The following is a 13013-nucleotide window of genomic DNA, read 5'->3' as shown; positions in this document are numbered from 1 at the left end:
GTAAATACAAGAGACATGTGACTAGTGTTAGTGTAAGGTGGTAGCTTGTGATCTCGGTTTGCAGCAAATCAGCTGGCGTGCATCGCGGACTTCAAGTTCGACAGCGATGGACGTAGAAAGGCATGCACCGCCGCAGGGCTGATTACTCACCATGAATATCGAAACTCCAGCGGTGCCGGAACTGCCACCCTCCCCGCCCACCCCCATAGCGGATTTGCAGAGAATGCACTTGCAGCAAATCGCGCAGCTGCGCGGCACCATCGCCGACATGGTGCGCCTGAGCGAGCAGAACAGCCAGATCAAACAGCGCTTCGAAGTCTATGACCGGTTGGTCCCGCAGCTGCGCGAAGCCAACGAACACCTGATCCTGGCCACGTTCGAGGCACGCGACTCGCAGGCGGCCGCCGAAGCGCTGAACCGCCGCCAGACGGAGTTCATCTCAATGCTGGCCCATGAGCTGCGCAATCCGCTCCATCCCATCGTGCTGGCCAACAACCTGATCGGCCGCTTGTTCGGCGAGGCGCCGGGCCTGCCGGCCTTGCAGGCGATCGTCACGCGCCAGACCGAACAACTGATGCGCCTGGTCGACGACTTGATGGATGCGTCGCGCAGCGATGCCGGCAAGATGATCTTGCAGCGCCGCCGACTCGATGTGATGCAGGTTATCGACAGCGCCGTGGAAACCAGCCGGGGCGCCATCGACGCCCGCCGCCAACGGCTGCAATTGAACGCGGGCGGGCAGCCGCTCTACATTGATGGCGACCTCGGCCGCCTGACGCAGCTGTTTACCAACCTGCTGCTCAACGCCAGCAAATACACGCCGGAGTACGGCCAGCTCACCATCGGCATCGAGGCCGACGGCGCCCAGGTGCTGATCAAGATCAGCGACAACGGCGCCGGCATCCCGCTCGAGATCCAGTCCCTGGTGTTCGAGCTGTTCATCCAGGGACCGCCGGCACCGCACAGCGCACCGGGCGGCCTGGGCATCGGCCTGGCGCTGGTGCGCCAGATCGCCCAGCTGCACGACGGTTCGGTGACCGTATACAGTGCCGGCCAAGGCTTGGGCAGCGTATTCACCGTGACCCTGCCGCTGGCCGGGCAACCGGATCCGGCGCCGCAGGCCGCGCCGCGCCGCGAGGTCAGCGCGCCGACGCTGGCGCGCCGCATTCTCTACATCGAGGACAATGCCGACGCCAGCGACATGCTGAGCCAACTGCTGGAGATGGATGGCCATACGGTGGTCTGCCGCGCCGACGGTCCGAGCGGCCTGGCGGCCGCGCAACAGGGCGGCTTCGACGCCGTCATCATGGACGTCGGCCTGCCGGGCTTGACCGGCTATGCAATAGCGCGTACGCTGCGCCAGCAACCGGGCGGCACCAAGGCCTGCCTGATCGCCTTGTCCGGTTTCGACGCTGCCGAACCGGAATCAACGTCGTCCTTCAGTTTCGATCACTACCTGGTCAAACCCGTATCGATACCCGCGCTGCGAACGATCTTACAACAGCTGGATGGACCGGCACCGGCGCCGCAAAACGAGATAACCTGATGGCCTTGAACGACGAGCAGCGATACCGGACCATACAGCGCAAGGTGCTGTGCGAGCCGGCACGCGTGGCCGAGGTCAGCGTGGCGCTGTGGATCCAGCTGGAACTGCAGCTGAGCGCGATCATCGGCGAACGCGGTTTCATCACCTTGTACGCCCGCAGCGTGCACCAGGCCAGCCAGACGTACCCATGGCTGGCCGACCAGGCCTCGCCCTTGGGCGCGGCCCCCTTCACCGAACTACAACAACGCCTGCAGGCGCGCGGCATGCCGGAATCCGGCGAGGCCAGCATTGCCCTGCTGAGCATTTTCATCGACACACTAACCCTACTCATCGGCGAACTCGTAACGACCAGCATCCTGCGCGCGGCTTGGGGGGATGACACGTTAAGCCCTGCTGGATCGGAGTCACACACATGAACAAAGTCGAAATAAGGCGCCTGCGCACCGGCGTTCCCGGCCTGGACGAACTGCTGGGCGGAGGGATCCCCGAATACTCGTTCAACCTGCTGGCGGGTACCCCGGGCAGCGGCAAGACGACCCTGGCGCACCAGATCATGTTCGCTCTGGCCGGGCCGGACCGCCGCGCGCTGTTCTTCACCGTGCTGGGCGAGCCGCCACTCAAGATGCTGCGCTACCAGCAGCAATTTCCGTTCTTCGACGCGGCCAAGATCAACCAGTCGATCAAGTTCGTCAATCTGGCCAGCGATCTGGTCGACGGCGACTTCGACCGAGTGCTCGAACGCATCGCCGCCGAGGTCCAGGCGTTCAGCCCGGCCCTGGTCTTTGTCGACTCGTTCCGCTCCGTGGTGCAGTCGGGCAAGGGAGCGGACGCCGCAAATGGCGGGCTGCAGCGCTTCGTCCAGCACCTCGGCATGCAGATGACCAGCTGGCTGGCCACCACCTTCCTGATCGGCGAATACCTGACGCCGGAAGCCGAATCGAGCCCGGTGTTCACGGTGGCCGACGGCATCCTGTGGCTGTCGCAGCAGGTGCACCGCGACGCCATGGTGCGCAAGATTCAGGTGGTGAAAATGCGCGGACAGGCCCAGAGCCTGGGCGTGCACACCTTCCGCATCAACGACCATGGGCTGGAGATATTTCCCCGCGCGGTCGTCAATGCCGGCCCGCACGTCTCGTTCCCCAGCGACCTAAGGCTCTCGACCGGCGTGCCGACGCTGGACCAGATGCTGGGCGGCGGCCTGCCGGCCGGCTACTCGCTGCTGGTGGTCGGCCCCACCGGATCCGGCAAGACCGTGCTCGCCACGCAATTCCTGGCCGAGGGCGCGCGCATCGGCGAGCCCGGCGTGATCGCCGCGTTTGAAAAAAGTCCGAACCAACTGCTGAGTTTGCAGCTGAGCGGTCTGGTAAGCAGCGGCAAGGTCGGCGTGCTCAACACGCGTACCTTGGACCTGTCGCTGGACGAGATCCTGAACGACCTGATCGTCATGATCGAGCGCATGCAGGCCAAGCGGGTGGTGATCGATTCCCTGTCCGGATTCGAATTGACGCTGGCCCCGGTGTTCCGGGAAGATTTCCGGGAATCGCTGTACCGCCTGGTCGCGGTGCTCACCGGAATGGGGGTGACGGTCCTGATGACGGCCGAGCTGGAAGACCGCTACACCTCGCTGAGCTTCAGTTCCTATGGCAACGCCTTCCTGGCCGATGCCATCGTGATGCATCGCTACGTTGAACTGCGCGGGCAGCTGCAGCGCGTGATCTCGGTGGTCAAAGTGCGCGGCAGCGACCACAGCAAGGAGATCCGCTTCTTCGAGATCGGCGATGACCACATCAGCATCGGCGCACCACTCAGTCAGTATCGCGGCATCCTGTCCGGCCAGCTGGGCGACGAATAAGCCCGCGTCATACCGTCCTGAGAAACTTAAGCAGGTGCTCGAAGTAGAACGCCTGATCGTCCCACATGCACAGGTGGCTGCCGCGCTCGCAGATGACCGCGCGGGCGCGCGGCATCAGTTGCGCCATCTTGCGCATGTCGTCCGGATTCATCTCGTCGTACTTGGCGCCGATGGTCAGCGCGCGTACTTTGATTTCGTGCAGGCGGTCCCAACGCTCCCAGTCCTTCAGGTTGCCGGTGACGACGAACTCGCTCTTGCCCTGCATCTGGTTGTAGACCTTCTGGTTGGCATGGCGGAAGGTGCGGTCCACCGCGTCCGGCCACGGCGAGAGGCGGCAGATCACTTTCGGGTACAGCTCCTCCATCATGATCTGCTGGTATTCCGGCGCATCGTAAGCTTCGCGCGCCTCCAGCGCCTGCAGTTGCGCCAGCTTGGCCGGCGGCAGCTGCTGCTTGATCTTGTCCAGGTTCTGCAGCAGCGACTGGATGCCGGCCGTCATATTGGAAATCACCAGCCCGCGCAAATGGCGCTGGTGATGCAGCGCGTACTCCAGCGCCAGCACGCCGCCCCACGAGTGGCCGTACAGCACGAAGTTATCCAGGCCTAGGCCCTTGCGCACTTCTTCCACCTCGTCCAGGTAGCGCGGCAGCGTCCACAGCGACGGATCGTCCGGCTGGTCGGAATTGCCGCAGCCGAGCTGGTCGTAGTAATACATCTCGATCCCGGCCTGTGGCAGGAAGGACTCCATCGCCTCCAGGTATTCATGGGTAAAGCCCGGGCCGCCGTGCAGCAGCAAGACCTTGACCGGGCCGCTGCCGATCTTCTTGGTCCACACCTTGTACTTGCCGCCCACCACCGGCACCATCTTGACGCCGGCCGTGCGCACGCCCTGCGGATTCAGCGCATCCTGAACCACTTCCGTGCCCGCTACCGCACCACCAGCCACCGCCGCCATGCTGGCGGCCAGAAAATTTCGACGATCCATGACATTCCCCGTTCCGATAAAACCAGCTTTACGCTGTAAAGTCCGGCAGCATACAACAGTCGACCTTACACTGTAAAGTTAACGATTCAAACGTCGCAGAGGTAGTTGATGCGAGTGCCGATCTCGCGGAAACCCGCGCGCCGGATATTGTTCAGGGCCGGCAGCACTTCACCCGGCGCCGGCGCGGCCGTCTCGATGGAGGCCGTGACGCAGCCGGCGGTACTGGCGGCGGACAGCCGCGCATTCAGCAAGGCCAGCTGCGCGCCGCGCCTGCGCGCTGCGGGCAAGGTGGCGCCCATACCCAGCCATGCGCGGCTACCCTCGATCAGCAGCGTACCGGTGGCAAGCGGCACATCGTTCTCGTCGCAGGCGAAAAACACCTGCCAATGCGCATCGCCGACCAGGCCCGCCATCCAGTCGACCATCAGAGGCATGCCAAAACTGGCGGCCAGAATCTGGCCGGCAAGCGCGTATTCATGATCCTTGGCGAGGCGCAAGCGCAGGCCCGGCTCTGGAGCCGGCCGCGCGATGCCGGTGAGGTCATACTGGAACATAGTCCAGGCGCCTTGGGGCTGGCAACCGTGTATGCGCAGGCTGTCGGCGAGCGCGGATGCGCCGGGCTGCTGCCAGTCATGCAGCCAAAATTGGGGAATCCCGCGTGCGCGGAACACCGCCTTGATCCCTGCCATGGCGGCATCCGGCAAGGCCTGCTCGGCCGGCAAGCCGACCACGCGATTCATGATCGGTGACGGCATCGCCGTCACGCTGAGCAGCGTTCCCGGCGTGTCGGGCAAGTCGATAACGGCACAACCGAACGCCGCCGGCGCCGCCGCAAAAAAGCGGCGTCGTGCCTGAATCTCGATGTCTTCAGCGATTTTTTTCTGCACTGCGCAAATTCCCTTCCTGATGCGATAATGTGGCCGAACGGCGCAGACCTTACACCGTAAAGCGATAAAAATAAATAGCGATGGAAAAGAACAGCGTGAAAAACAAGATCGAACCGTTGGATCGCCAGCGCATCGCCCGCGTGGCGTTGGCGCTCATCGACGCGCACGGCATCGACCAGCTGAGCATGCGCAAGCTGGGCGGCGAGCTGGGCGTGGAGGCGATGGCGCTCTACCACCACTTCCGCAACAAGGCCGAGCTGCTGGACGGCATCCTCGACATTGTGCTGGAAGACGTGGACGCCACGCTGACAACGGACGGCACGCCGCTGGAACGCGTGCGCCGCACCTTCGACGCCCTGCGCGAGATCGCCATCAGCCATCCGCACGCCTACCTCAGCATGGTGTCGCGCCGCTTCCGCACGCCGACGGCGCTGAAATTCTACGAGCAACTGCTGGGACTATTTAACGAGGCCGGGCTGAGCCCCGAACAAAGCGCGCGCTATTACCGCATGATGGCCAACTTCACGGCCGGCGCCGGCCTGGCCGAAGTGGGCAGCCGCGCCAAACAGCCGGACGCGACGCCGATCGTGCTGGAGGACTTCAACCGTCCCGACGAATTCCCCCACATCACCGCCGCCATGCCCTATCTGCGCGTCAGCGAGATCGACGGCATCTACCACGCCGGCATGGACATCCTGTTCGCGGCGCTGATGGTGGAGCAGGCTAAGCGCTGAGCCTACTCCACGAAAGTGACGAGGATGCCGGCGCGCTGCGCGCCATAAATGATTCTGCCTAACGTCGTGTAGTGGACCTCGTTCGATGTGCTCTTCACGCGGATCTTGAGTATCTGCCGCGCGGCGAGCAGTTTCATCAGCTCTTCCGGCGTCTGCACGGTTTCGCCGGCCACCACGATGCCATCCTTGGCCACCACCACGTCTTCGCCCTCGCTAAGTTGGGCTTTGCGGAACTGCAGCGCCGAGCTGGCTGGAAGGTAGCCGTCCACGCAAATACCGTTCATCTGTTTGACGTATTCATCCAGCGACGACAAGCCGGCGGCCTTGCGCCGGTCCGCCAAGCCGGCGGGATCTTCGGTCTCGAATGGTTGCCACTGCTCGCGGCTAACGCACAAACCTTGCGTAGCGTAGCGCTGCGGATCGTGCGTGCGGTCATAGAGATAGGCATAGTCCTTGAGCGCAGCCTGGCCTTGCGCCAGCAGCGGCTCCATCAACGCCAACACCTTGCGCTGGAAACGGATATCGCGGTCGGCATGCTGTGCCAGCAGCCAAGCGGCGTGACCGCCATCCTCGCCCACCATCGCAAACGTCGGCCAACCGTATTGCACAGCGATTTCCTGCAACCGCTTCAGATGCGGGCCATCGACATCCTTGTTCGACATCATGGCTTTGCGGCTGGCCTGATCGACTTCCGCCATCGCTAGCAACTCGTCGCGTAGTGCCGGCAAAGTGGGTTCGGCCGCGTGGACACGGAGGACTGTCAGCAATAACAACAAGGCAAAAAGTCGATGTGTGGTCATGCCTAAAGGATAACACGCAGATTTTTTGAGTGCAAAAATACTAAAATTTTCAAAAAAACCAACACAATTGTTGCAATAATTTCACTTATCAAATATCGTTTTCAAATTAATAACCAACTTAGAGTACAAAAAATGTCACGAAAACTACTACCGATTTTGATAGGTGCAGCTCTCGCAAGCCTAGCTGAGGCCGCTCCCGTCGATACCAACGCTTGGCCCGCGATCAATGCCAGCGATCTCAAAATCGTCGCAGGCAGCCCGCTTGACTTCAGCGGATTGATTCCTGCCGGTCCGGCAGGAATCAATGGCCGCGTCATCAAGAACACCAACAACCGTCTGGCATTTGCCAATACGCCAGACACGCCCGCCCCATTCCACTGCGCATCGCTGGCATGGTCGCCACTCAGCGGCTCGTTCCCCGGCGGCGTCACGGCCGAAACTTATGCCGAGCAACTGAAGCGACACGGGTATAACCTGGTGCGCTTGCACTACGTGGACGCCACGCTGATGCACCAAATGAATTCGGACTTTGGCTACAATTCGACGCAGCAAAATAACTTCTACTATTTGCTAAACGAGTTGAAGAAGCGCGGCATCTACTGGATGATCGACATGATGACGTCGGAGAACGGTTCCATTGGCGACACCAACAGCAACCGCTTCATTGCTCACCAAAATCTGAAGTTCCGAGTGCAGCTGGAAGCCGACGTCGCGGCCCAGAATGCGTGGAAGGGGCAGGTATCGGCGATTTATAGCACGATCAATCCTGGCACTCAACAACCAACACTGAGTGACCCTGCCTTGGCCGGTGTGGTATTGGTCAACGAAGGCGAGATCAGTTACCTTGCCCAATTGCGCGATGAAAACGGCAACATTCCTACCGTATATCGGCCCGAACTCAAGCCGCTATTTAACGCCTATTTGCGCACTAAATTCGGCGCCGACAATGATAAGTTGCGCGCGGCTTGGGTGACGGGAGACCAGATCGGTATATTGCTCCCTAGCGAAAAACTGGAGGACGGGAATATCGAGATGCCCAAGGTAGCAGAACTGTCACTGCGGATGGCCACGTTCCAGGAGTTTCTGTCGACCCTGGAAGTGAAAACCACCCAATGGATGAAAGATTATCTGCGCCAGAGCGGCTATCCGGGCGTAGTCACTTCATACAACAATTGGAACCGCTTGACTGCCAATGCGATGCGCAGCGCTAAATTGCCAGGCTCAAATGAGTCGGCGCTGGATATGATCGACTCACATGCCTATCTGAGCGCGGTGGATGGATTCAAACCAGGGGCCCAAATAACGCAAGTGAGTTTAGCCGATCACGCCACCATGGTGGAAAATCCTGCCACTAATTTAGCGGTCACGCGCCAGGCTGGACTGCCTTTCGGGGCCACCGAATACGGCCAGGTGTTCTGGAACAAATATCGGTTTGAAGCTTCGGCCATGGTACCGGCGGTCGCAGCACTGCAAGGTTGGGATTTCATGTGCGTCCATTCGGAAGGCGCGATCGATCTGCAATATGAGCCGGCTGGACCATTGCGCAAGCAAGCCATCAACCCCTATGGTATCGGCCTGGATCCGGTAGCGCGTGCGGGCGAGACCTTATCGGCCTTGCTTTTCCTGCGTCGCGACGTGGCGCCGTCACCGAATCGCGTCACAATCAGCTATCCCTCTCCCTATCGAACCCCTACGCAGAAGAAGCTGGAGTCCGGTAACGCGGTCTCGGACAGACTGCGTGTGATGGCTCTGCTTACCGGGGTGGAGATCAAATATCCCGTCCCCGGCCAAAGCTCCAACTCTCAAAATCTCGTCTTCTATGACGAAAGCAGTACTGACCCGGCCGACACAATCACAAAACTCAGTAATATCTTGGGGCCAGATAATGTGAGCGGATCATATAGCGACGGCAGCGATGCTTCCAAGTCCAACTACCGCTATCAGAGCGACACAAAGCAACTGCTGCTGGACGAGAAAACCAAACGCTTCACCATCAAGACGCCGCGTACTGAAGTCGTTACCACAGCTGTCGCATTAAGCAATCTCGCTCTGAACACTTTCAAGATTCAAAGCATCGATGATGCAGCGTTACTGTCAGCCAGCACGTTGAATATCAACGATACCCTCGCGACCAGCAAGAAGATTCTGATGATTTTTGCAACCGATGCCGCAAACACCAATATGAGCGTCACGGTAAATGGCAACAAGGAGATTCTGCAAAGTCCCGGGATCTTGCCGGTGCGCGTGCGCCCTGGTTCAGCGACTGCTTCTTTGCAGCTCAAGCACAAAACCCCGATGAAGTTGTGGGCGCTTGATCTGACTGGCCAGCATCAGCGCGAAATCCAGACGACCCAGATCGAAACAGACGACGGCATCGAATGGCAGTTCACACTGAATAATGCGGTAACGGGCTTCGATCCAACGACGTTCTTTGTGCTGGAAGAAGCGCCATCTAATTAACGACCTGCTTCCACAAACAAAAACGCCGCAGACCCTGATTGACTAAGGTTTGCGGCGTTTTATGGCATTTAGCCGAATGGGGCTGGTGCTCCGAGCCGGAATCGAACCGGCACGCCTTGCGGCGGCAGATTTTAAGTCTGCAGTGTCTACCAATTTCACCATCGGAGCCCATACAAGGCCGACATTATGCCACGATCCGGCCGTAACTGCCAGACAACTATTGAATCCGATAACATGGCATCATTGCTAACATCGATGCCATGAGGATGTTTATGACCGCTCTTTTCCGCCTGCTGTGCGCCCTGATGCTGGCCATGTTCTGCAGCAGCATCGCCAATGCAGCAGAGGCGTCCGCTGCCCCGCCGCCAACGCCAGGCACGCAAGCCGCCGTTACGCCGCAAGCGAAACTGGTTGTGGCCAACCGCACCATCTTCACCTTCCGCACCTCACTGGCCGGTTTCTCGGCCGACGACCGCGCCGAAGGCGCACGCAAACGCCTCGATGGCGCCCTCGCCCGCAACGGCCAGCAACAGGCCGGCATCCACCCGATCAACGAAGGCACGCAGGTCATGCTGGACGGCGCGCTGCTATTCCTCGTCACGCCGGCCGACATCAACCCGCTGGCCGGCGACACTACCGACAGCGTCGCCACCGACAGCGCGGCGCAGCTGACCAAGGCTCTGGCCGAGCGTCGCGAGCAAGCCAGCCCGCGCTACCTGCTGATCGCCGGCGCCATGTGCGCCGCCGCGACGCTGGCGTGGGCGCTGACGCTGCGCGGCTTGTTCCTGTTGCATCGCTGGGTGGGCGCGCGCTCGGCGAAGGCCATCAACCGGCGTCTCGGCAGCGTCAAGGTGAAGAATGTGCGCGTGCTCGATGCCGAACACTATGTGCGCTTCATGCGCCACGCAGTCAACCTGTTGATTTGGGCCTTGCGCCTGGTCGCCACCTATTTGTGGCTGGCCTTCGTGCTGGGAAAAATCCCCTACTCGCGCAGCTGGGGCGAGCGGCTGCAGGACTATTTGATCGACGTGGTGACAGGGGTCGCACAAAGCATGGTCAATGCCTTGCCGGGATTGGTGCTGGTCGCGGTCATCGCCGCCATCGCGCGGCTGGTGATGCTGACCTTGGGTTCGATCTTCAAGCGCGTGGAAAACGGCGAGCTGCAAGTGGGCTGGCTCGATAAGGACACGGCCGTACCCACACGTCGCATCGCCAACGTGGTGATCTGGCTGTTCGCGCTGGCCATGGCTTACCCTTACCTGCCTGGCGCGCAGACGGCGGCATTCCAGGGCGTGTCCGTGCTGGTGGGCTTGATGGTGTCGATCGGCGCGTCGAGCATTGTCGGCCAAGGCGCCAGCGGTTTGATACTGATGTATGCGCGTTCGCTGCGCAAAGGCGAGTACGTGCGCATCGGCGATGCGGAAGGCACCGTGGTGGAACTGGGCATGTTTGAAACCCGCCTGCGCACCGGCCTTGGCGAGGAAGTGACCATGCCGAATGCCTGGGTGCTGTCCAACACCAGCAAAAACTATTCACGCGCTTATCCCGGCACCGGCTTTGTGCTCGATACCACCGTCACCATCGGCTACGACACGCCGTGGCGGCAAGTGCACGCGCTGTTGGAACTGGCCGCGCAGCGCACAGACGATATCGCCGCCACGCCCAAGCCCTATGTGATGCAGGTCGCGCTGTCGGACTTCTATCCGGAGTACCGCCTGGTCGCCTACGCTACCGCCGAAACGCCGCGCCAGCGGGCCGAGGTGTTGAACCGTTTGCACCAGCACATCATCGACGTGTTTAACGAGTTTGGCGTGCAGATCACGTCGCCGCATTTCACGCAGGAGCCGGCCGCATCGCATGTGGTGCCGCAGGCAAAATGGCATGCAGCGCCAGCGAAGGAGCAGCCTTGAGAAAAAACCCATCAAGAAATGGAAGCCTCTGTTAGCGCCAAATGCGCTCTGTTTTAGAGTTGATATATCTCAATACTTCACGGCAGCGTAACGTTAAGCTATCGACTCATCACATGAGGCCGAGCTTATGGACATTGAACACAGCAAATTCACAGCCATCCAGTGGCGCCGGAATTACGTGACCGCGACGGCCATCGAAATCGGTGTGGGTATGCAGGAGATGTACGGTACCCAGATAGCGGCTCAATATATGCGGGTCATGGGCGTTAGATTGGACATGGCAGTGCGCGTGCTCGGCAGTAGTAAGCGCCGAACATGTTGGACGTCGTCCTTACCGCCAATGAGATGGCGAGAGTCAACGAGGTCGTTAGCTTGGATCGTCTATCAAGACGCGCCTTATGGTCAGGGAAAAATTGTCACGCATAAGATCGGTGTAAAGGTTGAGCTGAATAAGTCCGCATTTCAAAACCATTTGCTCAGCTCCGCCGCCTAGCCAGATTAGCTTGAAGGCGGCGTGCGGTCGCGCGCCACCGGTGGCACGCGGTGCTTGAAGGTGCCGACACGCTGGGCGCGATAGATGCCGCTATGGCCGGAGAACAGATAGGCCACCACGCACGCCAACGCAGCGTAAGGTCCGATCTGAGGACCGAATAATTCGATGGCCATGATGGTCGATGCCAGCGGCGTGTTGGCGGCGCCCGCAAACACCGCCACAAAGCCCAGCCCCGCCAGCAGCGCGAACGGCAGGTGCAGCAGCGGCGCCAATGCGTTGCCCAGGGTCGCGCCGATGTAGAACAGCGGCGTCACCTCGCCGCCTTTGAAGCCGCTGCCCAGCGATGCCACCGTGAATACAAATTTACCGAGGAAGTCCCACGGCGCCACCGGCTGCTGGAACGCTTCGACGATCACCGGAATACCGAGGCCGATGTAGCGTGTCCCCAGCCACCACACGGCCATCGCCACCACCGCGCCACCAAGCATGGGCCGCAGCGGCGCATACGCGATGTGGCGCTTCATGAAGGCCGACGCCGCGTGCGCGCTCTTAGCGAAGGCCATGCCCACCAATCCGAATATCACGCCGGCCACCAGCACGGCGACCACGCTCCAGATCGTGATCGGCGCGAAGGCGTTGATCGCGTAGTGCGTGTGCTGCACGCCCCAGGCCATGCCCACCTGGTCGGCGGCGATGGCCGCTACCATGCAGGGGAAGATGGCGTCGTAGCGCAGGCGGCCGATGGCCAGCACTTCGAGGCCGAAGATAGCGCCGGCCAGCGGCGTGCCGAATACGGAAGCGAAACCGGCGCTGATGCCGGCCATGAGGACGATGCGGCGTTCCGCGTGACGCAGGCGGAAGATGGGGCTCAGTTGATCGGCCAGCGTGCCGCCCATCTGCACCGCCGTGCCTTCGCGGCCGACCGAGGCGCCGAACCAATGCGACACCACGGTGCCAAACAACACCAGCGGCGCCATGCGCAGCGGGACGACGTTTTTCGGATCGTGGATTTCATCGATCAGCAGATTATTCCCTGCTTCCACGCTGCTGCCGACTTTAAGGTAAAGCCAACCGACCGCAAAGCCGGCCAGCGGCAGCAGCCAGATGATCCAGCGATGCGACTCGCGCCAGTTCGTAGCATAGTCCAACGCGAACAGGAAAAACGCCGACGCGGTGCCACTCAAGGCGGCAATGAGTCCGGCGAGCAGCATCCACTTGCCGATATACGGCAGCAAGGCGATTTGTTCTGGATATCGGAATGGTTTCTTCATGAGTCGTTGATACTAACAAATCCAATGACATGGATCAAATCTACTGTAGATAGGTCTAACACCTTATCAGCCCGC

10 protein-coding genes and 1 tRNA gene are annotated in these 13013 nt (G+C 60.8%); 6 read left to right on the top strand and 5 right to left on the bottom strand.

The window, feature by feature from the left end:
- Positions 1–223: 223 nt before the first annotated feature.
- The 3 genes from ACXZ1M_RS25880 to ACXZ1M_RS25870 are packed head-to-tail and all read left to right on the top strand — an operon-like array spanning position 224 to position 3398.
- Positions 224–1546 (top strand): hybrid sensor histidine kinase/response regulator, encoded by a 1323-nt coding sequence (locus ACXZ1M_RS25880; protein WP_459050465.1) that lies wholly within the window; start codon positions 224–226, stop codon positions 1544–1546.
- On the top strand, positions 1546–1962 hold the full coding sequence (locus ACXZ1M_RS25875) for a hypothetical protein (RefSeq protein WP_459050464.1): 417 nt from the start codon (positions 1546–1548) through the stop codon (positions 1960–1962). Before ACXZ1M_RS25880 ends, ACXZ1M_RS25875 begins: the two co-directional genes overlap by 1 nt.
- Positions 1959–3398: an ATPase domain-containing protein gene (locus ACXZ1M_RS25870; RefSeq protein ID WP_459050463.1), complete on the top strand. Its 1440-nt coding sequence runs from the start codon at positions 1959–1961 to the stop codon at positions 3396–3398. Before ACXZ1M_RS25875 ends, ACXZ1M_RS25870 begins: the two co-directional genes overlap by 4 nt.
- Before the next feature lie 7 nt (positions 3399–3405).
- Here ACXZ1M_RS25870 and ACXZ1M_RS25865 read toward each other — a convergent pair whose 3' ends face one another.
- Entirely contained in the window at positions 3406–4383 is a 978-nt protein-coding gene (locus tag ACXZ1M_RS25865; protein ID WP_459050462.1) for a proline iminopeptidase-family hydrolase, read from the bottom strand.
- Positions 4384–4469: 86 nt separating this feature from the next.
- On the bottom strand, positions 4470–5270 hold the full coding sequence (locus ACXZ1M_RS25860) for a GNAT family N-acetyltransferase (protein WP_459050461.1): 801 nt from the start codon (positions 5268–5270) through the stop codon (positions 4470–4472).
- 95 nt (positions 5271–5365) lie between these two features.
- Here ACXZ1M_RS25860 and ACXZ1M_RS25855 point away from each other — a divergent pair, with 95 nt between their 5' ends.
- Positions 5366–6004, top strand: a complete 639-nt coding sequence (locus ACXZ1M_RS25855; RefSeq protein ID WP_459050460.1) for a TetR/AcrR family transcriptional regulator — start codon at positions 5366–5368, stop codon at positions 6002–6004.
- A gap of 2 nt (positions 6005–6006) precedes the next feature.
- Here ACXZ1M_RS25855 and ACXZ1M_RS25850 read toward each other — a convergent pair whose 3' ends face one another.
- Positions 6007–6732, bottom strand: a complete 726-nt coding sequence (locus ACXZ1M_RS25850) for a DUF6624 domain-containing protein (protein WP_459050459.1) — start codon at positions 6730–6732, stop codon at positions 6007–6009.
- Positions 6733–6936: 204 nt separating this feature from the next.
- On the opposite strand from ACXZ1M_RS25850, the gene ACXZ1M_RS25845 reads away from it, so the two are divergent.
- Complete coding sequence (locus tag ACXZ1M_RS25845) at positions 6937–9264, top strand: hypothetical protein (protein ID WP_459050458.1); 2328 nt, start codon at positions 6937–6939, stop codon at positions 9262–9264.
- 83 nt (positions 9265–9347) lie between these two features.
- On the opposite strand, the gene ACXZ1M_RS25840 is transcribed toward ACXZ1M_RS25845, so the two are convergent.
- Positions 9348–9432: transfer RNA gene (locus tag ACXZ1M_RS25840), tRNA-Leu, on the bottom strand.
- Between the two features lie 104 nt (positions 9433–9536).
- On the opposite strand from ACXZ1M_RS25840, the gene ACXZ1M_RS25835 reads away from it, so the two are divergent.
- Positions 9537–11174, top strand: coding sequence for a mechanosensitive ion channel family protein (locus ACXZ1M_RS25835; RefSeq protein ID WP_459050457.1), 1638 nt, complete (start codon positions 9537–9539; stop codon positions 11172–11174).
- 498 nt (positions 11175–11672) lie between these two features.
- On the opposite strand, the gene ACXZ1M_RS25830 is transcribed toward ACXZ1M_RS25835, so the two are convergent.
- Positions 11673–12938 (bottom strand): voltage-gated chloride channel family protein, encoded by a 1266-nt coding sequence (locus ACXZ1M_RS25830; protein ID WP_459050456.1) that lies wholly within the window; start codon positions 12936–12938, stop codon positions 11673–11675.
- Between the last annotated feature and the right edge of the window lie 75 nt (positions 12939–13013).

It is taken from the genome of Duganella paludis (assembly GCF_054461335.1).
This window is presented reverse-complemented; position numbering and strand designations above follow the sequence as displayed.

Excerpts from the sequence above, each read along its gene's own strand:
- ACXZ1M_RS25835 (WP_459050457.1), top strand. The coding sequence starts at position 9,537 with ATGACCGCTCTTTTCCGCCTGCTGTGCGCCCTGATGCTGGCCATGTTC.
- ACXZ1M_RS25870 (WP_459050463.1), top strand. The coding sequence starts at position 1,959 with ATGAACAAAGTCGAAATAAGGCGCCTGCGCACCGGCGTTCCCGGCCTG.
- ACXZ1M_RS25880 (WP_459050465.1), top strand. The coding sequence starts at position 224 with ATGCACTTGCAGCAAATCGCGCAGCTGCGCGGCACCATCGCCGACATG.
- ACXZ1M_RS25865 (WP_459050462.1), bottom strand. The coding sequence starts at position 4,383 with ATGGATCGTCGAAATTTTCTGGCCGCCAGCATGGCGGCGGTGGCTGGT.
- ACXZ1M_RS25875 (WP_459050464.1), top strand. The coding sequence starts at position 1,546 with ATGGCCTTGAACGACGAGCAGCGATACCGGACCATACAGCGCAAGGTG.
- ACXZ1M_RS25845 (WP_459050458.1), top strand. The coding sequence starts at position 6,937 with ATGTCACGAAAACTACTACCGATTTTGATAGGTGCAGCTCTCGCAAGC.
- ACXZ1M_RS25830 (WP_459050456.1), bottom strand. The coding sequence starts at position 12,938 with ATGAAGAAACCATTCCGATATCCAGAACAAATCGCCTTGCTGCCGTAT.